At 40.1% G+C, this 24,322-nt stretch carries 25 protein-coding genes, 1 riboswitch and 2 other annotated features; of the genes, 10 read left to right on the forward strand and 15 right to left on the reverse strand.

Annotated features, from left to right (window positions below; all coding sequences use genetic code 11):
- The first annotated feature begins 570 nt into the window (after positions 1-570).
- Both LCL91_RS06475 and LCL91_RS06480 read left to right on the forward strand, forming a co-directional pair.
- Positions 571-1,107 carry a topology modulation protein gene (locus tag LCL91_RS06475; RefSeq protein ID WP_224881003.1) on the forward strand — a complete coding sequence of 179 codons (537 nt, stop codon included), beginning with the start codon at positions 571-573 and terminating at the stop codon, positions 1,105-1,107.
- A gap of 87 nt (positions 1,108-1,194) precedes the next feature.
- Positions 1,195-1,656 (forward strand): hypothetical protein, encoded by a 462-nt coding sequence (locus tag LCL91_RS06480; RefSeq protein ID WP_098444103.1) that lies wholly within the window; start codon positions 1,195-1,197, stop codon positions 1,654-1,656.
- A gap of 40 nt (positions 1,657-1,696) precedes the next feature.
- Here LCL91_RS06480 and LCL91_RS06485 read toward each other — a convergent pair whose 3' ends face one another.
- From LCL91_RS06485 to LCL91_RS06495, 3 genes are read right to left on the reverse strand one after another with little or no spacing between them, the layout of a single operon-like run.
- Entirely contained in the window at positions 1,697-2,128 is a 432-nt protein-coding gene (locus LCL91_RS06485; protein ID WP_224881006.1) for a GNAT family N-acetyltransferase, read from the reverse strand.
- Positions 2,125-3,360 carry an MFS transporter gene (locus LCL91_RS06490; protein ID WP_224881008.1) on the reverse strand — a complete coding sequence of 412 codons (1,236 nt, stop codon included), beginning with the start codon at positions 3,358-3,360 and terminating at the stop codon, positions 2,125-2,127. Before LCL91_RS06490 ends, LCL91_RS06485 begins: the two co-directional genes overlap by 4 nt.
- Before the next feature lie 29 nt (positions 3,361-3,389).
- On the reverse strand, positions 3,390-5,018 hold the full coding sequence (locus LCL91_RS06495) for an SLC13 family permease (protein ID WP_224881010.1): 1,629 nt from the start codon (positions 5,016-5,018) through the stop codon (positions 3,390-3,392).
- 286 nt (positions 5,019-5,304) lie between these two features.
- On the opposite strand from LCL91_RS06495, the gene LCL91_RS06500 reads away from it, so the two are divergent.
- Entirely contained in the window at positions 5,305-5,982 is a 678-nt protein-coding gene (locus tag LCL91_RS06500; protein ID WP_224881012.1) for a hypothetical protein, read from the forward strand.
- A gap of 68 nt (positions 5,983-6,050) precedes the next feature.
- On the opposite strand, the gene LCL91_RS06505 is transcribed toward LCL91_RS06500, so the two are convergent.
- From LCL91_RS06505 to LCL91_RS06520, 4 genes are all read right to left on the reverse strand, one after another.
- Complete coding sequence (locus LCL91_RS06505) at positions 6,051-7,358, reverse strand: Na+/H+ antiporter NhaC family protein (RefSeq protein WP_224881015.1); 1,308 nt, start codon at positions 7,356-7,358, stop codon at positions 6,051-6,053.
- 65 nt (positions 7,359-7,423) lie between these two features.
- A riboswitch (SAM riboswitch) is annotated at positions 7,424-7,527 on the reverse strand.
- 170 nt (positions 7,528-7,697) lie between these two features.
- Complete coding sequence (locus LCL91_RS06510; protein ID WP_224881017.1) at positions 7,698-8,537, reverse strand: alpha/beta fold hydrolase; 840 nt, start codon at positions 8,535-8,537, stop codon at positions 7,698-7,700.
- 149 nt (positions 8,538-8,686) lie between these two features.
- Positions 8,687-9,016, reverse strand: coding sequence for a YolD-like family protein (locus LCL91_RS06515; protein ID WP_224881018.1), 330 nt, complete (start codon positions 9,014-9,016; stop codon positions 8,687-8,689).
- 13 nt (positions 9,017-9,029) lie between these two features.
- A complete protein-coding gene (locus LCL91_RS06520; RefSeq protein WP_224881241.1) occupies positions 9,030-10,307 on the reverse strand; it encodes a DNA polymerase thumb domain-containing protein in 1,278 nt (425 codons plus the stop codon).
- 287 nt (positions 10,308-10,594) lie between these two features.
- Here LCL91_RS06520 and LCL91_RS06525 point away from each other — a divergent pair, with 287 nt between their 5' ends.
- A complete protein-coding gene (locus tag LCL91_RS06525; protein ID WP_425589661.1) occupies positions 10,595-12,247 on the forward strand; it encodes a M4 family metallopeptidase in 1,653 nt (550 codons plus the stop codon).
- Positions 12,248-12,359: 112 nt separating this feature from the next.
- A complete protein-coding gene (locus LCL91_RS06530) occupies positions 12,360-13,163 on the forward strand; it encodes an SDR family NAD(P)-dependent oxidoreductase (protein WP_224881021.1) in 804 nt (267 codons plus the stop codon).
- Between the two features lie 85 nt (positions 13,164-13,248).
- Here the strand turns inward: LCL91_RS06530 and LCL91_RS06535 are convergent, their stop codons facing one another.
- The 6 genes from LCL91_RS06535 to LCL91_RS06560 form a co-directional block, all read right to left on the reverse strand.
- Positions 13,249-13,809, reverse strand: a complete 561-nt coding sequence (locus LCL91_RS06535; RefSeq protein WP_224881023.1) for a GNAT family N-acetyltransferase — start codon at positions 13,807-13,809, stop codon at positions 13,249-13,251.
- Positions 13,810-13,919: 110 nt separating this feature from the next.
- Positions 13,920-14,267 carry a DUF805 domain-containing protein gene (locus LCL91_RS06540; protein ID WP_098444115.1) on the reverse strand — a complete coding sequence of 116 codons (348 nt, stop codon included), beginning with the start codon at positions 14,265-14,267 and terminating at the stop codon, positions 13,920-13,922.
- Between the two features lie 108 nt (positions 14,268-14,375).
- On the reverse strand, positions 14,376-14,912 hold the full coding sequence (locus LCL91_RS06545) for a GNAT family N-acetyltransferase (protein ID WP_224881025.1): 537 nt from the start codon (positions 14,910-14,912) through the stop codon (positions 14,376-14,378).
- 50 nt (positions 14,913-14,962) lie between these two features.
- A complete protein-coding gene (locus tag LCL91_RS06550) occupies positions 14,963-15,601 on the reverse strand; it encodes an NUDIX hydrolase (RefSeq protein ID WP_224881028.1) in 639 nt (212 codons plus the stop codon).
- Positions 15,602-15,779: 178 nt separating this feature from the next.
- Positions 15,780-16,571 carry an SDR family NAD(P)-dependent oxidoreductase gene (locus LCL91_RS06555; protein ID WP_224881030.1) on the reverse strand — a complete coding sequence of 264 codons (792 nt, stop codon included), beginning with the start codon at positions 16,569-16,571 and terminating at the stop codon, positions 15,780-15,782.
- Positions 16,572-16,583: 12 nt separating this feature from the next.
- Positions 16,584-17,549, reverse strand: coding sequence for an MBL fold metallo-hydrolase (locus LCL91_RS06560; RefSeq protein ID WP_224881032.1), 966 nt, complete (start codon positions 17,547-17,549; stop codon positions 16,584-16,586).
- A gap of 158 nt (positions 17,550-17,707) precedes the next feature.
- Positions 17,708-17,920 (forward strand) — a binding site (T-box leader).
- A gap of 37 nt (positions 17,921-17,957) precedes the next feature.
- Between LCL91_RS06560 and proC the strand changes: the two genes are divergently transcribed.
- Complete coding sequence (proC, locus tag LCL91_RS06565; protein WP_224881034.1) at positions 17,958-18,791, forward strand: pyrroline-5-carboxylate reductase; 834 nt, start codon at positions 17,958-17,960, stop codon at positions 18,789-18,791.
- 52 nt (positions 18,792-18,843) lie between these two features.
- Here the strand turns inward: proC and LCL91_RS06570 are convergent, their stop codons facing one another.
- Positions 18,844-19,107: an HPr family phosphocarrier protein gene (locus tag LCL91_RS06570; protein WP_098444121.1), complete on the reverse strand. Its 264-nt coding sequence runs from the start codon at positions 19,105-19,107 to the stop codon at positions 18,844-18,846.
- Positions 19,108-19,368: 261 nt separating this feature from the next.
- Between LCL91_RS06570 and LCL91_RS06575 the strand changes: the two genes are divergently transcribed.
- Positions 19,369-19,677: a MerR family transcriptional regulator gene (locus LCL91_RS06575; protein WP_098444122.1), complete on the forward strand. Its 309-nt coding sequence runs from the start codon at positions 19,369-19,371 to the stop codon at positions 19,675-19,677.
- A gap of 108 nt (positions 19,678-19,785) precedes the next feature.
- A complete protein-coding gene (locus LCL91_RS06580; protein ID WP_224881036.1) occupies positions 19,786-20,172 on the forward strand; it encodes a DUF302 domain-containing protein in 387 nt (128 codons plus the stop codon).
- Positions 20,173-20,492: 320 nt separating this feature from the next.
- Here the strand turns inward: LCL91_RS06580 and LCL91_RS06585 are convergent, their stop codons facing one another.
- Positions 20,493-20,804 (reverse strand): MGMT family protein, encoded by a 312-nt coding sequence (locus LCL91_RS06585; RefSeq protein ID WP_224881038.1) that lies wholly within the window; start codon positions 20,802-20,804, stop codon positions 20,493-20,495.
- Positions 20,805-20,945: 141 nt separating this feature from the next.
- On the opposite strand from LCL91_RS06585, the gene LCL91_RS06590 reads away from it, so the two are divergent.
- Together LCL91_RS06590 and LCL91_RS06595 are read left to right on the forward strand one after the other, a co-directional pair.
- Positions 20,946-22,592 carry a BCCT family transporter gene (locus LCL91_RS06590; protein WP_224881040.1) on the forward strand — a complete coding sequence of 549 codons (1,647 nt, stop codon included), beginning with the start codon at positions 20,946-20,948 and terminating at the stop codon, positions 22,590-22,592.
- A gap of 83 nt (positions 22,593-22,675) precedes the next feature.
- Positions 22,676-22,878, forward strand: a binding site (T-box leader).
- Positions 22,879-22,949: 71 nt separating this feature from the next.
- Entirely contained in the window at positions 22,950-24,293 is a 1,344-nt protein-coding gene (locus LCL91_RS06595) for a sodium-dependent transporter (protein WP_224881042.1), read from the forward strand.
- The last annotated feature ends 29 nt before the right edge of the window (positions 24,294-24,322 follow it).

Genomic DNA, 24,322 nt, shown 5'->3' on the forward strand with positions numbered 1-24,322 from the left:
CTCTTGCAGAAAAGATGGCTTTATCTCCACGAGAAATTTCTCATTTGTAGCCATAAGTTGTTTATGATCTTCATATGGGTTAAATATTAGAAACTCTCCTTTATCAATGGAGATGTCACCATGATTTGTTTGATAAGATCCTCTCCCGAATAGAGAAAAGATTAATTTATAACATCCATCACTTCTTCAAATCCGCTCACCTAATTGGTCATTACGGATAAGTAATAGTCCGTTCTCGTTATCTAGTATCATTAGTTAAGCTCCTAGTACAATAATGAGTTTTCATTCGTTTATGACAATAAACCCTTCACTTAATTATGAGACCTTGGGAACATAATTAAGAAATTCCTTCTACATCTGATTCACTTATCAATACTTAATTCTAATTTTAACATTTTACGGAATTTGTTTTGTTTCAAAATCCGGAATCAGCTTATTAAAAGCTGATTTTAGAACTAACGGTTAAAACAAAAGTACGTTATCTCCTTATTACACAAAGCAATTCTTACGTATCCATTCATTTTTTGGTAAACTTTTGAAGGAACGCAATACCTTAAGGGAGGCACGAATGTGAACCGGATTATGGTAATGGGCGCTTCAGCAGGAGCAGGTAAATCGACATTTGCAAAGAAACTCGGTGACATACTAGACTATGAGGTTCACCACCTCGACGCTCTGTTTTGGAAACCGGGTTGGATTGAAGCGAGTCTTGATGAGTTTCGCACTTCCCAGGAGAAGATTGCTTTAACTTCTAGATGGATTATTGAAGGAAATTATAGCAACTCCTATGATATCCGAGTGGCGCAAGCTGATACGATTATTTATATAGATGCCCCGCGACTCCTTTGTCTTTATCGGGTTTTAAAACGCTGGATCACTCATCTCGGGAAGACACGATCAGATATGGGAAAAGGCTGTAATGAAAAAATGGAATGGTCTTTTTTAACATTTATTTGGACAACCTACTATCCTCGTAAGGAAAAGATGAAAAAGAGATTTGAAGAGATCCAACAAACTTCACCCGAAAAAAAGATTATTTTTTTACAAAACAAATCAGAAATAGCGAATTTTCTTCATGAACTTCAGACAAATCATACAAATTTGTGAGAACCCATGATAAGATAAAGTGCAGTACGTTTGAATCCTTATTTTCCTGTTTAAACTAGAAATACTACTGAAGCACATGGAGGCATTATGCTAACTTTTGAAGAAAAACTAGAGATTATTGAATCATCCTTTCCTGAACTGACCCGAAAAGACGTTTCGCTTGGACGTGTGAACTTTCACTATGAAGAAGCGGTTATCGATAAGAAAAATGTTGTTTATCATCTTCACCCGAATGGGAACGGCTATGTATTTGGTGACCTTATTGAAGGATATCCATTAGATGAAAGAGGTATGGTTAACATTCGTGATTTTTCAAGCAATGAGCTTCGAAAAATCATAGGTGAGTCCATCCAGTCTCTTTCTGTTCTTCCTGGGTCAGACATCGAAATCCAAACTTGGGTAAACGATGAAGATCAAACGCTTGAACTAATGTACGAGCCTGAACTCGAGCTATGGAATGTCTACGCTGGCGATATTCTTGATGGCACATTCCCTTCTCGTAATGAAGCGGTTCAATACCTTGATGAAGAAGGATTTACTAGAAGATAATGGCATTAGCCTTCCGCTTTTACGCGGAAGGCTTTTTTATTTAGCCAAGCGACTTATAAAACCCCGTTGATTTTCCCAAATAACCACACGCTTCATAGAATTGATGTGCAGCTCTTCGTTCTTCGCGGTTCCCACTGTTTAACACAACTGTGGAAGCCCCTTTCTCATTGGCCAATCTCTCAGCTTCACGAATTAACTTCCTTCCGATTCCTTGCTGGCGATATTTTTCTGCTGTTACCATCGTAATAATTCTTGCGATAAGAATGTTAGCGACATACGAACGTTCATAATGCATGCCAAGCATCCCTAGTAGTTCCTTTTTTTCTTCGACTACAAGGGTGACATACAGATCGTCATTCATAATCGGTATTAGTCGTTCTTGCACTTCATGTACAGATGTTTCATAGCCCATATCTGAAAGTAAAAGAGTGATTCCCAGTTCATCACCCCTCCTCGCCTTCCTCACGTTCATCTTGCCTTCTCCTCTCGGAAATCATTCTTTCGATATCGTTTTGAAACTTGTTTTTGTGAAAACATTGCAAGGAGCGGTACGACGAGCACAAGCAAACTTACTACTCCACCCCATCCAAAACGGTCCCACAATACACCAACACCTGAACTGCCTGCAGCGACACCTGCATAATAGCTAATTAAATAAAAGCTTGAGGCTCCACTTTTGTGATGTTCGGCTGTCTTAGCTACGGAAGCAGATGCCATTGAATGCGCGATAAAAAACCCAGCACAAATGATGCAAAGCCCAATCATGACAAGCGTTATTGATTGATGAATGGTTAGGACCACTCCTACTAGTAGTGTGAATAGCCCGATGATCATCGTTCGTCGAAGACCGATACTTGAAGAAATTCTTCCAGCCATGGGAGGAGAAACCACCCCAAGGATATACGCAGAATAAGTAAACGATATCCATTTCAACGAAAGTGTAAAAGGTTCTGCTTCCAAGTAGAAGGGCAAATAGGTCCAAACACCTGTAAAGATCACTTGAATGAGAAAACCAAGTGTAAAGAGAGACAACAATCGCCTGTCTTTAAGATGGACGAACATTCCTTTCATATCATGAATCATACTTCTACTCCCCCCGTTAAAAAAACGAGAAGCAGGCAAAAGCAAGTAAAAACACACTGTTACGACAAGTCCAAAAGCCGCAAGAGAGAGCAAGCTTATTTTCCAGCTATATACATCCGTCAAATAACCTGTTGTTACGCGGCCGCTAAGGCCTCCCATTGCATTACTAGCAATGTAAATACTTGTGGCTAGGCCGATGTTGTAAGGCTCAACTTCATCTGCTAAATAGCCCATTGCTGATGCTGGTATACCTGCAAGAAAAAATCCCTGGACACATCGAAGAATTAAAAGAAGTAGAAACGAATTCATCAATGGCATGAGAAGTAGTAATCCTAGAACAAAAAGCAACGATACTTTCATCACCATTGTTCGTCCGTAGCGATCTGATACAAACCCTAGAATAAGAAGACCAGGAATCATTGTAATGACCGGCAATGACATCAGTAGACTTGATGTTGTAGGCGTTATTTGAAATTCTTTCACAAATATAGGAAGAAGCGGTTGGAAAGCATATAAGGAAGAAAAAACTAGCAATGCTCCACAACCAAGACTAGCTGCCGCTTTCCAAAACCCTGCATCTTTTGATGTATAACGCTGCTCCCAATTTACTTGATCGACCACTGTATCATCACCTTTATCCTTTGATCTGTTTATTTAAATTTAGTAGGAATGTGCGTTAGATCGATGCTCCACACGATTGGCATATAAAAATAGATCGCTAGCGTGATGATCACCACAGATGTTGCGTTAAGCCAGAACCCTGCTCTTGCCATGTCAGGAATCTTTAAATACCCCGACCCAAACACGACTGCGTTTGGCGGCGTAGCAACTGGAAGCATGAATGCGCAACTCGATGCAATGCCTGCCCCAATCATCAAAGCATACGGATGTACACCAATCGCTGCTGATAAAGATGCCATTATTGGAAACATCATTGTGGCTGTCGCCGTGTTCGATGTAATTTCTGTTAAGAAAATAACGAGCGTCGTAACAAGAAGTAAAATAACAAATAAATGGATACCTTCAAGAACAGTTAGCTGCTCACCAATCCACTTCGCTAGTCCTGATTCTTGAAATCCAGAAGCAATTGCAAGTCCGGCCCCGAAGAGTAAGAGAATCCCCCACGGCAACCCTTTCGCGGTATTCCAGTCCAACAAAAACGATCCTTTGTTAGAAGGTGCAGGAATAAGAAACAACAAAATCGCTGCTGTCATCGCAATAATCGTATCATTAATGTTTGGATTAAGCTCATTTAGAACAAATGAACGACTAATCCACGCAAGTGCTGTTAATGAAAAAATCAATAAAATAACTTTTTCTTCAACCGACATTTTTCCTAGATCCGTCTTTTCCTTATTGATAACTTCTTTTCCACCTGGTAATTCTTTAATGTTCATTGGAAAAGCCATTTTCACAAGGTAATACCAACATCCAATTAAAAGTAAAACGGTTAACGGTACACCAAACATCATCCAACGAGCAAATGAAATTTCAATGCCATAAAGTTCATTCACAACTGCTGCAAAGATGGTATTAGGTGGCGTTCCAATTAATGTCGCAAGACCCCCAATCGAAGCGCTATAAGCAATACCTAACATAATTGCTTTTCCGAAATTAAATCTCGGAGCTCCCTCTTTCGTATCCAGATCAAGCTGTTCTGACACCTGATAAATCACCGCAAGTCCAATTGGTACCATCATCATAGCGGTCGCGGTATTCGAAATCCACATCGATAAAAAACCTGTCGCCGCCATAAAGCCAAGTACAATTTTCTCCGTACTCGTTCCGATTGCTGATATAATAAAAAGAGCAATGCGTTTATGTAAATTCCATTTCTGCATTGAAAGCGCAATCAAAAAACCACCCATAAAAAGAAATATCGTATTGTCGCCATAAGCAGATGCTGTTAAATCACCTTCAAGTGCACCCGTTAGCGGAAATAGGATGAGTGGCAAGAGAGATGTTGCAGGGATCGGGATAGCTTCTGTTATCCACCACGTTGCAATCCATGCGGTACTTGCTAATACGGCTAAACCAGCTTCCGAAAGACCGTTCGGATGAAAAAAGAGCATAAGACAAAGAAATAATGCCGGTCCTAAAACTAACCCAGTAATCTTTCTCTTGTCGTAGGCTGGTCCTGGTCCTGAAGTAAGCGTAGGATTTTTTTGTGAACTTTGGGAAGGGATTTCAGGCGTGTGTGAAGAAGCGAATGTTAAGAGATTCTTTGCACGATAATGTTCTTTCCAAAAATAACTCCAAAATAGACGGGCTTGTTCCATAGTGATACCTCCTATCGTTCATTTCACTCTAGTGTAGGATTCGCCAGGTACACCTGTCAATATTTTCACAATTTTGGGTATATATTACTCTTTTAAGAAAAGGACTTTTGCTCGATTATTGGTTTATCAATCACATTAACGCTTCCAAACCCCCTTATATTTCCAATGAGGGCGAACATTATAAGTTGATAGTGTGATTTTTAATAATTCAAACAATATATTACAGGAATTAGCGTTTCAATTCGATTGACAACAAGTTGCTCAAAATCGATCCAGGGGGTATATGATGAGAAAGATACAGCAGACGACGATTAATTCGGTTGTAAAATATGGACAAACGAAGCTTCCAAAATCAGCGAATACAGAATGTCCTGAATGTGGAAATGATGCCGCATTTCAATTAAAATTTGATTATCAAATTAACCAGGCCGTGTTCTCAACGCTTTCTCGCTGTTCCGTTTGTAAAGAAGCGGTGCTCTTCATTCTAATTAAAACTTCACACGGTGATCGAGGTGAGGAAGTCGAACTTTTTGTTCATCAAACGTCCTTTACACGTGAACCACTCGGTAGACTAACGAGTTCTGCTCGACTGCCTGATGACCTTGAACGTGTTTACCGCTCTGCCGTAAATGTACATAACATGAAAGACTGGACGGCAACAGCTGTAATGGCTAATCGCGTCCTCGAAAGCATTACCGGCAGCTTTCTAGCCGAGAATGAATTAGGACAGCCGCTATCCAAACAGCTCGAAACGCTGGCAAAACAAATTGATTTAGAAGAACCGATTGTAAAATTAGGTCAGCTCCTTGGAAAAGGAAGTAATCTAAACGATCTCCTTTGCCTCGAAAAAGCGACAAGCGAAGAAACCGCAAATCTTATTATTGATCTACTTGATTCATTAATAGAATACTTATATATTCTTCCTCAGCGAATTGTTCATCTTCAAAAACAAATTGAAGGATAATAAAGAAAAGCAGGTAGCTCATTGGAGCTACCTGCTTTTCTTTATCTCGTTTCATTTAACAGCTACTTCTAACCGTTTGCTTCCTCTTTCTTTTGAAGAGAGGGATAGTTAATGGAAATCGCAATCACTCCAGCAACCGCAATAAGAATAGGATAAATCGAATATGGTAAGAGGGCAAGTGGCGAGATCGATGCAAGTCCTGCAACCGCTAGAACCTGAGCACCATATGGGAGCATCCCTTGAATACTACCTGAGAAAATGTCTAGAATACTAGCTGATTTCCGTGGATCCACGCCATACTTTTCAGAAATGTTCTTCGCCAGCGGCCCACCCATGATGATTGAAATCGTATTATTCGCTGTCGATAAATCAAGCACACTAGCCAAACCAGCTATACCAAATTCCGCTCCTCGACGTGAGTTTACTCTACTTAAAATCTTATCTAGCACGTACTGAATACCGCCATTATGCTTGATCACTTCGATCATACCACCGATTACTAGGGCAATCATCGCAAGGTCTTCCATTCCTTTAATCCCTTCTGTAACGGTGGAAATAAGTCCACTCATTCCAAATGAACCGTTAAATAGACCGACTATTCCAGCAAATAGCGTTCCGCTCACAAGGACAACAAGAACATTAACCCCAGCGATCGCTGCGATTAGAACACCTAAATATGGAAGAATCGTGATCAAGTCAAAAGCACGTTCTCCACCAACTGTTGCCTGTTCTCCGATCGTTAACACGCCATATATAACGGCAGTGACAATAGCAGCAGGCAATACGATAAAGAAGTTTACTTTAAATTTGTCTTTCATTTGCGTATTTTGTGTTCGAACTGCTGCAATGGTTGTATCTGAAATCATGGAAAGATTATCACCGAACATCGCTCCACCAATAACTGCAGACAAGGCAAGTGCTGGCGCAACTCCCGTTTGTTCTGCGATTCCAATTCCAATCGGTGCAAGAGCTACGATGGTTCCCATTGACGTTCCCATTGAAATGGAAATAAAACATGCGATCAAAAATAAGCCAACGATTAACAAATTCGCTGGAAGAATGGATATTCCAAGATTCACAATCGAATCTACCGCGCCAATTTTTTCAGCAGTTCCAGCAAAAGCTCCTGCCAATAAGAAGACAAGAATCATTAATATAATATTGGTGTTTCCTGCTCCTCGGCAGAACACTTCCACTTTCTTCATAAAGTTTTCTTTTCGATTCATTGAAAGAGCTACACCCGCAGCAATTAATGAAGCAAGTATAACCGGCATGCTATAAAAATCCTTTGTCACAATCGCCGTGCCAATAAAGAGCACAATAAAAATGCCAAGAGGAAGTAACGCCAGGCCATTTCCTTTAATTTCTTTTTCCATTCTCTCTATCTCCTTTTACTTTTCTACAGCATAAAAAAACCCACTTCAAGAGAAGAGGGCTTTTGCTCTTATCTCTCAAGATTTCTCTTGCTGGAAGCAGCACCTTTCTGAATGTCAGAGGTTGCTGAAGCTTCTTCGGGCCAGATCCCTCCACTTCTCTTAATAAGAAATATGCAATTATTAATGAGCATAAGCTCAAATTTTATTTGATTTGAATTCACAATCGAATGAGCTTTACTTTATCACGCATGATTCTGCTGAGTCAACTCTTTCTACCTGCATGAAAATAAACTCCTTGCTTAAAGGAGTTTATTCTCTACCATTGACACTTGCTTTTATTTAACGAGTTAAAAACTGTTCTATGTCTTTCATAATCGATGCTGGTCGCTCCTCAGGAAGAAGATGACCCGTTTTTTTATAGACAATCAGCTCAGCATTTGGTAAGTCGCTGCTTAAACGTTTCCCAATTTTCAATGGCACAACCCTGTCATTTTCTCCCCATATTAAAAGGCTGGGTGTATGAATTTGTTTTAGCTCCGCTTCGGACAGGTCACCTTCTCGATCACGGATCATACGAACCAGCGATCTAAAAATCCCTTCGTTAAAGAAGGGTTGAATATAGCCATCCATCATCTCTTCATCGATAAGCGCTGGGTCATAAACACAATTGAGCAAATTCCCCCTAACTCCTTTTCGGTAAAGCCAACGTTTTAAGTAGACAGAAAAGAAAGGTAAGTAGGATGTATAGACGAGACTCTGTTTGGCTTTCTCGAGATATCCTGAGCTACATAGCAAGATATTTTTACTCACAAAATCTTCTTTTAACACTGATACTCTCATAGCTACCTGTCCGCCCATGGAATGCCCGATTATGACCGTGTTTTCAATCGAAAGTCTTTCCAATAGCTCAACAACCACCTCTGCATAATTTTGGTAAGAGTGAACAAAGCGATGAGACTTCTCGCTTTTCCCAAACGGCGGGAGGTCGATTGCAACAACGGTGTAGACCTTTGTTAATAATGGAATTAGTCTTCTAAAACTAAAGCTTGAAGACAAAAAGCCGTGAAGCAGGGTTATAACTGGGCGATCAACAGCTTCTTCATTTCTGTAATACTCATAATGAATGTCAATCCCTTTAATTTTCTCCGTATTTTCTTTTAAATTTTGAGCTAATAACATCTGTCATCTCACTCCGGATTTTGATTTTGCTTGTTCTGATGATAGTGGTTTTCCAGTCAAAATGTCTTGGCAAAGTTTGCGTTATACGTATTTTACCCCAATCAAGAAATGAAAAACTTTTTACCCCCCGGAGTGTACATCCATTTTTTTCATTCTAATTCAACGTGAATAAGGTTCAACAATTTAACGTTTCTCTTTTGATTCTTATGGTCAATGATGCGTAGCTCCTTCGTCAATGGCTCGATATAATGGACGTAGCCCGTGAAGACGTGTGTTTCACCGTTTTTAAAATAGTGAAGGCGCAGCGGCCAATGGAATTCCATAGCCTCGCAGATCACTTCATTCATTTCCTCTATTTTTTGCTCATCCAGTACCGGCATCTGATTTCTTTTCTCTTCTTCTTTCCAATCACGTAGCTCTTTCACATGCTCAGGTAACATCATTGACGTCCACTTTATATTTCCGCGATCACGAATCATCTCTATCCCCCCTTTACGCTTTATGCCCACCGACAAGCTTACTTCTGTGTAAAGCTGTACCAGCTTTTGTGTACGAAACAGCGCGTAGCAGAGCATCCGATCCGTATTTCTCTCTAATGGAATCCATCACATAGCCAAGGTCTCGCTGCTTCGGCCGAGCAGTATTAAATAAATCCAACTGCACTTCCTCATCATTACAAATATTCGAAAGAGTGATGGAAATTTTCCGTACCGTTTTTCTTTCATAAAATTCATCAAATAGCTGAAGACAAACGCGATATACTTCAAGCGTAATCGCCGTCGGACTGTTGATGCTCCTTGAGCGGTGAAAACCACCGCCGCCTTCTTCTTTGCTATAACTAATTCCTAGACTAATCGTACGACCTGCTTTCCCGGCTCTTCTAGCACGTCTCGCCACTTCTTCACTCATTTCAAGAATAACGTGTTGAATTTCTTTTTGATCATGATAATCCCTTAATAAGATCTGACTTTTCCCAAAACTAATCTGTCCCTGCATAATGGGAGCACCCATTTCAGAAAGGTCGACTCCCCACGCATGATGATAAAGTTGATTCCCCATGACACCAAATTTCTCTTCTAATAAGTGAAGCGGATAGTGAGCCAGCTGCTTTACATTTCGAATCCCCATTCGATTTAACGTACGTTCCACTCGTGCGCCAATTCCCCACATTTGACTAAGTGGGGAAAGCGGCCACAGTTTTCTAGGAATGTCTTCATAGCTCCACTCAGCTACCCCTTTTTCTTTCGCCTCAAGATCCAGGCAAAGCTTAGCCATCAGAAGATTTGGTCCAATTCCAATCGCGCTTGGCAAGCCGAATGTCTCACTTATTTCATTTTTAATCTTATGAGCCACTTCAAATTTATCTCCCCATAGTCGTTCTGTCCCATCAACCTGCAAAAATGATTCATCAACGCTATACGTATGGATACATTCTGATGGTACATAACGATGAAAAAGCCTCGTTATTTCCATTGATTGTTTTAAATAAGAGGACATTTTCGCATTAACAATATGGATTCTTTTGTCATTTGGAATTTCAAACAACCTGCTCCCTGTACGAATCCCAAATTCTTTTTTTAGGGCTGGGGAAGCTGCTAGCACAACACTCCCCTGCCGTTCCACGTCTCCTACTACCGCAAGATAACACGTCAGCGGATCAAGCCCCATCTCTACCGCTGAGCAGCTAGCATAGAAGCTTTTCATATCAATACATAGAATTGTTTTCTTTGGAAATTGTGAATAATCCACTTGTATCCTCCTCCTTTTCATCAAACAGAACATTTGTTCTCTTTATCTATACCCGTATTTTACTCGAATATACGTTCTCTTTACAATAAGTACTTTCTTCCAATCAAAAAAGTTACGACTTTAACTATTGATGTTGTGATAAAAAAAGATCCAGCCTAATGAACTATACGGTCATGATCTTCCAGGTAATTAGTCCTGTTAATACATACAAAAGGATAGGTCATTACTATCAATAATTATTAAAATAGTTTGAATATTAAAACTTTCGTGATAAAGTAAGCACATCTTAATTACGAGGGGGAAATGAAATGGGAAAGAAAAAGAATTTGCTTTCAATTGGTTTATCAGTGGGGCTTGTTAGCACCATGTTTGCTCCATCCTCCACATTCGCGGCAGCGGATACGAATATGAATAAAGAAACCGGGACGCCATCTTTTGTTTCCGGGAAATTAACAAAAGCAAGTTCTCAAAATCCTAATGAAGTGTTGTTCGATTACTTAAATGACCAAAAAAACATGTACAAATTTAGTGGATCATCAGCACAGGAGGCTTTTCAAATCATTTCTAAAGAAAAAGACGACCTTGGCTTTACGGTCTTTCGTTTACAGCAGCTTCATGAAGGAACACCGGTTTACGGCTCCACTCAAACCGCACACGTTGATGAAAGCGGCGTCTTAACTGCTGTATCCGGTACAGTTATTCCGGACCTAGGATCGAAGAAAGAGCTTAAAAAAACAACAAAATTCAAGAAACAGGATGCGATTAAAAAAGCAGAAAAAGATCTAGGCTTCTCTCCAACTTACGAACAAAAACCCGAATCAAACCTTGTCGTTTATGCAGAGGGAGATTCTGCGACATACGCTTATCACGTCACATTAAACTTCCTTTCACCTGAACCAGGGAATTGGCAGTACATAATTGACGCAACAAGTGGTGAAGTACTAACAAGCTTCAACGCCCTTCACGAAGCTAAAAAAGAAGGTGTTGGTAAGCCAGGCGGTGGCGCGATTACAGGTACAATTCAAACAGCCAGCGGAACGGGTGTCCTTGGGGACCAAAAGACGTTCAATACGCTTCTTTCCTCCTCAACCTATTATCTGAAAGATACAACGAGAGGCGGCGGAATTCTTACGTATGACGCAGCTAACCGGACAAGACTACCAGGTTCATTATGGGCGGATGCGGATAACACCTTCAACGCAAGCTATGACGCGGCAGCTGTCGATGCTCACTACTATGCAGGCGCAACATATGATTATTATAAAGATGTATTCAACCGCGATAGTTATGACGGAAATGGGGCACCACTAGAATCTACTGTACATTATGGTCGTAACTACAATAATGCGTTCTGGAACGGTAGCCAAATGGTCTATGGTGATGGAGACGGCTCCACGTTCGTATCTCTTTCTGGCGGTGAAGATGTTGTAGCACATGAATTAACACACGCTGTTACAGATACGACAGCGGATCTTATTTATCAAAATGAATCAGGAGCGTTGAACGAATCAATGTCCGACGTGTTCGGAACACTTGTGGAATATCATGATAATAATAATCCTGACTGGTTAATTGGCGAAGACATTTATACACCAGGAACTTCTGGAGACGCTCTTCGTTCGATGTCTGACCCTGCGAAGTTTGGCGATCCTGATCATTATTCTGTGCGCTATACTGGTACACAGGATAACGGTGGTGTTCATATTAATAGCGGAATTATGAATAAAGCCGCTTATCTTTTAAGTGAAGGTGGTACATTCTACGGAGTAAGCGTATCTGGAATCGGGAAAGACAAGCTTGGCGCCATTTACTATCGTACGCTAACGCAATATCTAACCGCGTCTTCGAACTTTAGTCAAATGAGAGCCGCAGCCGTTCAAGCTGCAACAGACCTTTATGGCAGTGGCAGCTCGGAAGTACAGTCAGTAAAACAAGCATTTAATGCCGTTGGCGTTCAATAATAAGGTAGTTAAGACAGGTAGCCCGCTGGCTACCTGTCTTTTCGTTTGTTGAAGGTTTTATAAGTCTTCAAACGGGAAAGAAATGGCTAGAACAAAAAAGGAGGAAGGAATCATGGCGATTTTTAAAGAAGACGCACTAAAGCAAGAGCACGTGTTGATCACTGGAGCGACTGGTGGTATTGGATTTGAAACGGCAAAAGCCGCTGTTCAAGCCGGGGCTACCATTACGATTACAGGAAGAAATAAAGAGAAATTAGAGACGTTAAAGAACGAGTGCGAAAAGCTAGTTGCAGATGCTAAAATTACCGTGCTTCCAGCAGACTTAAACAGTGAGCAAGATCGTGCTACCTTAATCGAAAATGCGATAAAAGAAAGAGGAACGATTACAGGGTTAGTTAATTCAGCGGGAATTGGTGGCGGCGATACGCTCGATCAGTTACAAGAAGAAGACCTTCGTAAGGTGATGGAACTAAATTATTTCTCAACGGTTTTACTCACACAGCTCGTTTACAGTAAAATGCGTGATGATAAGAAAAAAGGTTCCATTGTGAACCTCTCTTCTCTATCGGGGCTTCGAGGAACTTTTGGAAATACCGCCTATAGCGCTTCAAAGTTTGCCATTACTGGATTTACACAGTCATTTGCACATGAAGCGATTCGTGATGGAATTAGAGTGAACGCCGTCTGTCCAGGCTTCGTTGACACAGAAATGGGAAGAAATAGCATTGAGTCAAAAGGAAAAAGAGAAAACAAAAGCTTTGAAGAAGAATTAAAAGCAGTAGAAGAAGGAATGCCTTCAGGTAGAATCACACAACCCGAAGAAGTAGCGAACAGTATCATTTACCTCCTATCAAACGCATCTGAGAACATTATTGGAGAATCTTTAAAGATTTCAGGCGGAAGTGTAATGCGTTAAGCTTCCTTCATTCATTGCAAAAAAACTCATGGCCATTCGATCCATTAAGATCAAGCAGCCATGAGTTTTTCTATTAGCGATAAATTCAAATGATACTTGAGTAGATACATGTATCCGTTATTTTCGTCCCATCAATGGCCAAGTCGTCATTTTTGAGCGTTCCTTCAAGAAGATAACCCAAGCGTTCAGGAATCGCTCGACTCCGCGCATTCTCTCGATCACACTGAATTTCAACTCTTCTACAATCCAGTCTTTGATGAGCATATTGAGTCAGCTTTTGAACAGCCTCCGTCATATAACCATGTCCACTATGCCCTGTCGCCATCCAATACCCAATTTCAAGCTTCGGAACATCCCAATGAATGTTATGAAAACCTGTTGATCCTACAAACTCATTTGTTTCTTTCAAAAAAACAAGAAACCGCAAACTTTCACGCTTTAGGAACTTGATGTGCGCTTCTCTTATATTAATTTCCGTTTCCTCGGGAGTAGGTGTTACCCGCGCAAAGCCTAGCCACGGCCTTAGTTCCTCAATAGACGTTTGAATCGCTTCATTCACTATTTTCCCATCACCAGGCTGAGGCATTCTTAGCAGCAATCGTTCTGTTTCAAGGGACGTTTCAATTTCCATTAATATCGGATTCACGATCATCTCTCCAATGTGTTGAATAATTAAGGACCAAATCTAACTAGAAGATAAACCGCTAATCAGGTGGATTAGCGGTTTACATGAAAACACCTTCACATTCCGACAAATTAAACGGCTTTAGGATTGGGGCCGAAGCGATTTTCTTCTCGCTCACTTTCAAGACAGGTGAAAACAAGAATAACTATACTACCAATAAAAGGAATGAGTCCAATCAATACCCACCAGCCGCTTCGGCCTGTATCATGCAATCTGCGAACCGTTACAGCAAGGCCCGGTAAAAGGATGAATAAAGAATAAATCCCTGTTAGAAATGGAGTAATATCAGCAAGCGATTCGATTAGAGTTAGGACAACTGAGAAAATGATGTTAAAAAGAGTAAACATCCAATATTCTTTACGCCTTGCTCTCCCTTGAAAGTTCACATAGTTCTTCAACACTTTCAAATACCAATTCATACAACTTCTCCTTTAGCGATTAGATTAAGTTTAGTAGAATAATATCGTGATTCACATGATAGTATAGCACAAAACATGACAATAATAGGCAAAAACCTCAGTAATTGGTTAGATAAACTCTCTCCTTAAGAGACTCATTCTAAGTCGATCAACGTAATGCCCTTCTCGGTAGCGATCTTCTCGCAATATACCTTCTTCCACAAAACCGCTTTGCTTGTAAGACTTGATAGCCTTCTCATTATCCATTTCCACTCTGAGCCAAATCTTATTTAATTCCAATTCAGTAAAGCCCCATCTAAGCATCGCTTTCATAGCACTTAAGCCATATCCTTGTCCCCAATAACGTTTATCTCCAATCGCAATCCCTAGTTCGGCATGGCCATTGAGCTGATCGATATTTTTCAGGTCCACCCACCCTATATGTTTCCCTTCCTCAGTTACAATCGCTCGCTGCTCATACCCGTTTTTTCGACTAATGCATAATTGAATCCAGCTGCTCGTTTCTTCTCGGGTAAACGGTGGATATTTTTCTGGCATATTCAGATGCTTTGTCACTTCAGTATCAAGACACCACTGATAACGGTCTTCTGTATCCGAAAGAGAAAGTTCTCTAATTGTCACAACTGGCAACGGCTTTCCTTTCATGTTTAGCTCTCCTACTTTCCATCTTTTTTCCTACTTACACCTAATCCCTATTAACGATCCTCTATTTGATTGAAGTATTTCATCATTTCTTTCACAATCGTTTCATAATAAGAGGATTCATGAGGAACAAAGTGACGTTTACTTATTTTTTGATTCAAGTTCTTTCGTCCTCCCTCATGATTAAACCAAAAACCTTCCACATGAAGATCGGTTTGTTTTCCCATCCAGAGATCATAAAACGCTTCAAAATCAGCCTGAACAATTCCTGCGACCTCTTCTTTTTGAAGAGCAAATGTATCAAACGATTTATTGTGTTCAAAAAGGAAGATATTTGCGATTTCATTATCAAGAAAATTACCTTGCTGGATCGATGCATTCATTACAACCAAAGGGTGCAATTCTTCATAAGAAACAGGAACTCCAAGTTCTTCCTCAATTTCTCGCACTCCATCCTTCACTGATTCGTCTGCCATTAAGTGACCAGCTGCAGTAATGTCATAAAGACCCGCAAAATCTTTTTTCAAAGAACTTCGAAGCTGCAAATACACTTGTTTAACCCCTTCTTCTCTCCGAACGAACCAGCATTGAAAAACCTCATGCCAATGCCCTACTCGATGTGCCTCATCTCGCGAAACTACTCCAATCGGGTTTCTATTTTCATCAAAAATTCTTACTCTCTCATCTATCATCTTGTCACCTCACTTTTTCTCTCAGCTCGTCTCTTTGATTCACAAGGCGTATCTTAATTTAGCGTAAACCTCTCTAGTCTTCCAAAACAACTTCATTTCCTTAAAAAAATGATGAAAAAACCCCAACAAATATTATAGAGCAAAAAAAGAGCACCGAAGTGATGCTCTTAAGACAATTTTATTTTTGGTCAAAAAACTTTCCAGCTATTTTTTCCACAAGGCCTGGAGCCGTGTGATAAAGTTTGGCTCCAGCATTCATCCATCCTGGAAGGTTCACTTCGCGCGTGCCCTTTTCAATAGCAGAAATAATTTCTCGCGATACCTTTTCTGCTGAGAGCATCATCTTTTCAACGTTTTTCGTATAAGTGCCACTACTATCTGCCGTTTCAAAAAAGTTTGTTTTGATTGGTCCTGGATTTACCGTTGTTACTTGAATGTGGTGTTCCTTCATCTCCATACGCAAACTGTTTGAAAATCCAAGAACTGCGTGTTTTGAAGCTGAATACCCCGAAGATTTTGGCGTAGCAAGCTTTCCTGCCTGAGAAGCAATGTTGACCACATGACCCGATCCTGCATCTATCATCCCTGGTAGCACATGTGAAGTAAATCGCATGAGTCCAATGACGTTCACATCAAACATTGCTTCAATATCTTTCATATCGGCATCCACAAACGCGTCAAATTTTCCAAACCCAGCATTATTAATCAAAACATCAATCGGGGGCATCTCTTCTAATAGCATCGGCAGAACATGCTCCACTCGCTCTCCATCCCCGACATCAATCGTCCATACGGCTGGCGCATAAGCCCCGCTTCGTTCAATTAACCCTTTCACTTCCATTAACTTTTCTTCTGAACGAGCTACAAGGATTAGTTTAGCCCCTTTTTTAGCTAAATCGATTGCCAACTGTCGTCCTATTCCGCTTGATGCTCCTGTAATAAGAACAACTTTATTCTTTAAATTTTTCATGTGCTTCACCTTTTACGATCTAGATCGATAAACCGTTTTTTCCTTTTCTTTTATTTTAACTATCACATTCTCCGATTCAAGATAATCAAGATGCCCGATTGTTTCGGAGAGAGTAAGACCTGTTTGCTTTTTATAAACTCCTGGAAATAATTGCTGACAAACTTCAAAGGCGGTCATTGGACGATTTAAAAATGATGCAACCTTCTCTGAACGTTCCTCTTGTTTTTGTAATCGTACCTTGATTAACTCGTCCGGATTTAAAATCGGCTCCCCATGACCGGTATAGACGTACTGAAGATGGGCATCTAACGTTTTACGATAAGAATTCCTCTGCTGAAGAAGCGGTTTAGGTCTCTCCGTCCCTTTCACATAGGGCGGCTCAAGTAAAGGGTTTGAAGAAATCTTCTTAATAAGATGATCGCCTGCAATCATCATTCCAGTCTCCTTATGCCATAAAGAGATATGACTTTGGGCGTGACCAGGTGTTTCCATCACAGTCCATCCGCTACAGCCTGGTACGTCATCTCCTTCAGAGAGATGACGGTCGCATTTTGCACGGTCTGTATACGCAAGATAGCCTCGCGTATCACTTACATGATCAAAATATTGTTCAGGAACCCCAGCTTCACGGTAAATCCCCGTCATAAACGCTTCATTTTCTTTCAAAAAAGAATCGCTCATCTGTAACCATCGGTCATTCTTCCAATGCCCTAGAACGTTAACACCATTTTTCATCATTCTCCCAACAAGGCCAATATGATCAGGGTGGTGATGAGTGAGTACTACCTGATCAATATCTTCGAAAGCGACACCATAACTATGCAGCTGCTTTTCAAGTTCTTGTTGCGCTTCGGGTGTACGTGGGCCGGTATCAACTAGAGTCAGCGCATCTCCTTTTAATAAAAAACAATTTACCGGACCAACAGCAAACGGAGTTGGAACTGTCATTGACAGTACCTTTTCTTTCGTTAAATTCAATTTACCGCCACCTCTACTTTTCGTTACATTAACTACCTCTATTCTATCGCTGTTCGTTCTTTTTGTCATTATATCGAGATAGTTTATTTTGAATTTTTCGATATTAGAAGTTGACATTTTTTTATTTTCATAGCATACTATGTAAAATTAGAATGAACGTATTGGCTTTGAAAGGGAATAGTAGAAATTCTATTATGTGCCAGAGAGAGGGATTCATCGGCTGAAAAGTCCCTTCACCTTACTCATTTCGAACCTACCCTCGAGCCAGCTGTAGAAATACAGCCGCTTCCTACGTTATAAGGAACTAGAGGATATCAATGTTGATATCAAAAATAAGGTGGTACCACGGATAACGCCCATTCGTCCTTTCATAAGGATGAGTGGGCGTTTTATTTGGAAAGGATGAGGATGATGACAAGAACGAACATCGGTTTCATTGGTGCCGGATCAATCACAGAAGCAATTGTCGAAGGAATGATTTCTGAAAAGTTTGTTGACTCTAACCAAATTATGTTATTAAATCGCTCGAATTCACAGAGACTTGAGGAATTAAAAACAACATACAGCGTTCATGTTACTCAAGATATTCAGAAACTTTTGCAACAAAATAAAGTGATCATTCTAGCTATGAAGCCAACAGACGCGCCCGATGCTTTAGGCATGATTCAGCCATATATTCATAAAAACCATCTGATTATTTCTGTTTTAGCAGGCATTACAACTACTTATATCGAAGAAAAGATCCACACACGCACCCCTATTGTTCGTGCAATGCCAAATACATCAGCTACAATAGGCTTATCTGCAACTGCTATTTCAGGTGGAGCGTACGCGGATAAAAATGACTTGTTGTTTACAAAGCGTCTGTTTCAAACGATTGGAAGCGTCGTGTCCGTTCCGGAAGATAAAATGAATGCCGTAACAGGGTTATCTGGCAGCGGTCCAGCTTATTTCTATTATATGGTAGAATGTATGGAAAAAGCCGCTATACAAAATGGACTTGACGAGGAAACAGCACGTGAACTCATCTTGCAAACCATTCATGGAGCTGCCATGATGCTTCGTCAAACGAAACAACCAGCAGAACTTTTAAGAAAAAAAATTACGAGTCCAGGAGGAACGACACAAGCTGGAATCGCCACTCTTAAAGAGTATGATTATGAAGAAGCTCTTTTAGCATGTATTACAGATGCAACGAATCGATCTCAACAGCTAGGTGAGCTTTTCCAAAAACAAAACTAATTGCGCCCGGTCATTTTCTACAATGTCCGGGCACAAAAAACACCAATATATTTTACACACTCTTCTTCTGGACAACACTACACATTTTTTTTAAGTGGTTTAAAGCTTCTTCACTATCTAATCCAGTCGCAATAATAGTCATCGGTCCAAAGTGAGTTGTCAGTCTCCCCATACTTAAAATACTCTTAGCATTTAATCGTTTCCCTTCAACTTCTACAATAATGTAACTACTAAAAAGATTGGCATCCTTTACAAAGTCCATCAAGAAAGCCATTGTAACTTTACTCGTGATCAAAACGGTTTCTTTATATACCATCCTTACATCCTCCTCAGTATCTAATACAACCGTTTGCACATTTCTATTTTGACACCCTAGCTCCCTAAGCGCAAGAACTATGGCACCTTTCCTAACACAAACTTTACAACCGTTTCATATGTTATGTTAGATATTCTAACAATCCACCCGTGATTAATGAATAGCTATGATATAATGATAGCAGATTGCCAGTTTAGAAGACTTCAATAGTATATGTACGTGTAGCCACATTATGAATATGAGCATAGGGAGTGACTGGAGATGTCATATAAAGATAAAAAAGTTCTGCCCATCGGATCAGTCAGTGAATTAACCGGGCTATCTCTGAGAAAGATCCGCTACTACGAGGAAAGAGGCCTTATTCTACCTGATCGATCTGGTGGAGGTACAAGAAAATTCTCGTTTACAGATGTAGAAAAACTAATGGACATTGCAAATCAAATTGAAGATGGCATGCAAACATTTGAAATTAAAAAGCTCTATAAAAAAGAAAAGCAAAAAGACAAAGATAAAATTAGAGATGAAATGATTCGTGGACAGTTAAATGCAGCATTTAAAATGACAAAATAGAGAAAGAAGCAAGCGGTATTCGCTTGCTTCTTTTCGAGTTTCTTCGTTTAGAATATACGATGCAGGGTATAAATAAAAACAGAATGGTAATGAAAGGAGTTTTGCTCTATGAGTTTTCATTATACAGTGGAAACCTCTAAAACTGTCGATCAGGCAGTTTCCGACTTAAGTAATGAACTGAAAACAGAAAAATTCGGAGTATTATGGGATTTTGATCTGTCGGCCAAGTTGCAAGAAAAAGGAATGAACTTCGAAACTCCTTATCGGGTTCTCGAGGTTTGTAATCCAAAAGAGGCCGAGCGTGTCCTCAATGAAGATAAGTTAGTTGGTTATTTTCTTCCTTGTAAAATCGTTGTTTTTGATGATGACGGTCAAACGAAGATTGGTATGCCAAAGCCAACCACATTATTAAACTTAACAGGTAAAGACAAACTAAGTGAAATTGGATATGATATCGAGAAACGCCTGATTTCCTGCATTGAGAAAAGCAAATAACGTGACTCCCCCACTAGACCCTCCTCTTTCCTTTGAGAGAAGAGGGTCTTTTCTCTTACTAACACTACTTAACGGGGGATTATTAGTGATTCACATTATCGCAGCGGTATGTGAACTAGGAGCAACATTTGCTCTACCAGTGATAATGGGATTACTAAAACAGTAAGCAAAGGCTTCCGAAGGGGTACAAACGGATTGGAAAACAGATGGCGCCGAGTGTAATGAATGCATCTGCTATTATTCTCATTATTTTAATGACATTGAAACCCTTTTAAGAATTGATCATAAATAAGGCCGTCTTAGCGGCCTTATTTTTTATTTCATTGGGGCGGATCATAGCGATAGATCGTTAAATCTACTTTTGAATTCGGGAGAAAGACGATCCCTTCCCCTTCCAACATCATTTTCTGATCAATGTAACCATCTTCCGACTTTAACCCGATCTCACCTTTAGCGTTTATCACTCGATGCCACGGAAGTTCATGTTTTCGGCTCATAGTGTGTAGAACTCGAACAACTTGCCTTGCACCACGTGGACTTCCTGCACACTTTGCAATTTGTCCATAAGTCATCACTTTACCCGGTGGAATTTTTTTAATAATGGTAACAACGTTTTTAGTAAACTCTTCCACATTTCTCACCCTCTAAAGCAGTAGTTTATTTAGTTATTATATCAATTCCTACAAATTCTCCAATAATAAAAACTTTGTATAAAAATAGAGACATGCTAGAAACTATGCTTAGTTAGCTATTGCAAAGGAGTTTAAAAGGTCATGGATAAGCGATTAATTGATTGGCCTACATTTTTAGGTGCGTTGAGTTTATTACTGCTTGTAACTGTTCCGCTTGTCCTTTTTCCTGAAAAGGGAAAGGAAATTGTCAACAAAGCAAATGAGTTCGTCACCACACAATTTGGGGTTCTTTATTTACTTGTAGGTCTCGGGATTTTTTTCTTTTTGATTTATGTCGCCTTTAGTGATAATGGTAGAGTGCGCTTAGGGGAAGAAGACGAGCGTCCTGAATTTAACAACTTTTCATGGGCAGGAATGCTTTTCTGCGCTGGAATTGGATCAAGTATTTTATACTGGGGCACCATTGAATGGGCGTATTACTATCAAGGTCCACCATTTGGTCTAGAACCTGGAACGGAAGAAGCAATCCTATGGGCAAGTACATACGGCATCTTCCACTGGGGTCCGATCGCATGGGCCATCTATACGCTACCTGCTTTACCAATGGCCTATTTCTACTATGTCCGTAAAAAACCCGTACTAAAAATAAGCGAAGCAACAAGACCATTAATTGGAAAACTTGTAGATGGCCCACTTGGAACAATTATCGATGTGCTATTCATGTTTGGACTTCTTGGCGGGGCAGGTACAACGCTAGCACTTGGTACTCCAATGATCGCAGAAGGAATTGATGCTCTCACAGGTATTGGCGTAACAATGGTACTAAAAACGTTGATTCTCGTTCTTGTAACAGCCATTTTCGCCATCAGTGCTTATTCAGGATTAAAAAAAGGAATTAAAATATTATCTGATATTAACTTAGTTCTCTCAATTTTTCTGCTTCTATTTGTATTAATCTTTGGACCAACCCGTTTTCTCGTTGAAACCGCCACAAACAGCGTCGGTTTGTTGTTGGATAACTTCTTTCATATGAGCACTTGGACAGAGCCATTTAATGCTCTTGGTCCATATGATAAAACAGGCTTTCCGGAAAGTTGGACCGTGTTTTACTGGGCCTGGTGGATCGTATACGCCCCTTTTGTTGGATTGTTTGTTGCCAAAATTTCAAGAGGACGATCCATAAAGCAAATGATTCTTGGAACCATTAGTTATGGAACTTTTGGAAGTTTATTGTTCTTTGGTATTCTCGGAAATTATGGACTTCATATGCAATTAACAGGTGAGTTTGATGTCATTGGGGTACTTAATGATGAGGGGGCACCTAGAGCCATCATCGAAACCATTGGTCAACTTCCATTTTCATGGTTTATGATCTTCATTTTTGTCGTGTTAGCAATCATTTTTCTTGCGACGACGTTTGACTCAAGCTCTTATATTTTAGCCTCCGTTGTTCAAAAAGAAGTCAAAGATGAACCTCTACGCTGGAACAGACTGTTTTGGGCATTCGCGCTCTGCCTTATGCCGTTAGTCCTCATGTTTGTCGGGGGACTTGGGACACTTCAAACAGCGAGTATCGTAGGTGGATTTCCCCTTCTCTTTATTATGATTATGCTTGGTTGGTCATTTATGCGAGCTTCTACAGCTGATATCAAAGCTTCTGAACATTATGACCCTAAAACCTTTTCATTAAATTACAAAAAGATTTTACAATCAATCAAGCGCAAGAAAACGAAGAAACAAAAAGGACCTGTCGATGCTCATTTTGAAGAGGAAAAGAAAGACGAATAGCATGGCAGATAATTTTTCCATATCGAAAATTATATTGACACTTTCAGTTGGTCATGATAAAAATTGAATAACTCTATAAATATTGAACTGCTTTGAAGGAAAACAAGTAGCCACCTTTTCCCTATTGAAGAGAGCCGATGGATGGTGAGAATCGGTATATAAAAGGACGTGAATTTCATTTCTGGAGCTTCTTTTGTACTTGCAAAAGACGGTGAAGATCGTTACACAATGAAGAGGTGAGTTTTCTCACAACCAGGGTGGTACCGCGATAACAATCGTCCCTACGGATAACGTAGGGGCGATTTTTTTGTGGAATAACGGAATCAGCATTCAATAATAAACGAAAGGAGCAATAGCATGAGTCAAAATGAACAATGGTCTTCAAGACTTGGTTTTATTCTAGCTGCAGCAGGTTCAGCGATTGGTTTAGGGGCCATATGGAAATTCCCGTACACAGCAGGTCAAAATGGAGGTGGGGCTTTCTTTCTGATCTTTATTCTATTCACATTGATACTTGGTCTTCCACTTCTACTAGCAGAATTTTCAATTGGACGAACCGCTCAAAGCAACGCGGTAGATTCTTATAAAACGATATCGCCAGAGACAAAGTGGTATCGGGTTGGTATTATGGGGATGATCACTTCTTTCATCTTATTATCCTTTTATAGTGTCATTGGAGGATGGATTATCGCCTATTTGTATAAAGCTGTTACAGGAGAGTTAACAGGCCTCTCCTCCGATGAGTACGCACAAGTATTCGGTACGACAATATCAAATTCGTTTATTAGTATTTTCGCGCAATTCATTTTCATTATACTCACTATTCTTGTTGTAGCTAGAGGTGTAGAGAAAGGGATTGAACAGGCAAGTAAAGTAATGATGCCGGCTTTATTTCTTCTCTTCATTATTTTAGTCATTCGGGCTGTTACGCTAGAAGGTTCAATGGAAGGCATTTTGTTCTTACTTCAGCCTGACTTCACAAAAGTAACCTCTCAAACAATCTTAGAAGCAATGGGACAATCATTCTTCACATTGAGCGTCGGAGTATCCGTTATGGTGACGTATAGTTCATACTTACCAAAAACACAAAGTTTACCACGCTCCGCTCTGTCGATTGTGATCATGAACATTTTTATCGTTCTTCTTGCTGGTCTAGCCATCTTCCCAGCAGTTTTCGCTTTCGACCTTGAAGCTGGAGCAGGTCCCGTTCTCTTGTTTAATGTGCTTCCGACAGTATTTGGTCAGCTGCCATTCGGAATGCTCTTTTTCATTGCCTTTTTGGTTCTGTTCTTGTTTGCAGCATTAACTTCTGCTTTTTCAATGCTTGAGATCATTGTATCGGTTATTTCGAAAGGTGACCTTAAGAAACGAAAAAAATGGGCATGGATCATCGGGCTTGCCATTTTTGCTGTTGGTATTCCATCAGCTCTCTCATACGGTGTTTTGAGCGATGTCACCTTATTCAATAAAACGATTTTTGATTTAGCCGATTACGCTGTGAGTAATGTACTTCTACCGATTGGAGCTTTGTTAATATCCATTTTTGTTCCTTTAAAAATGAAGAAATCTGCCCTATTTGAAGAATTGAAACGTGGAAGTGGGTTAAAGAAAGGCTTGTTCGAAACATGGTATTTTCTTATCCGTTTTGTCGCACCGCTTCTTATTCTTTTCGTTATGTTAGATGTTCTTGGAATCTGGTAAACAAGAAAAGCCTCACCTTACGGCGGTGA

Source organism: Guptibacillus hwajinpoensis, from assembly GCF_020171785.1.
Taxonomy (GTDB): domain Bacteria; phylum Bacillota; class Bacilli; order Bacillales; family Guptibacillaceae; genus Guptibacillus; species Guptibacillus sedimenti.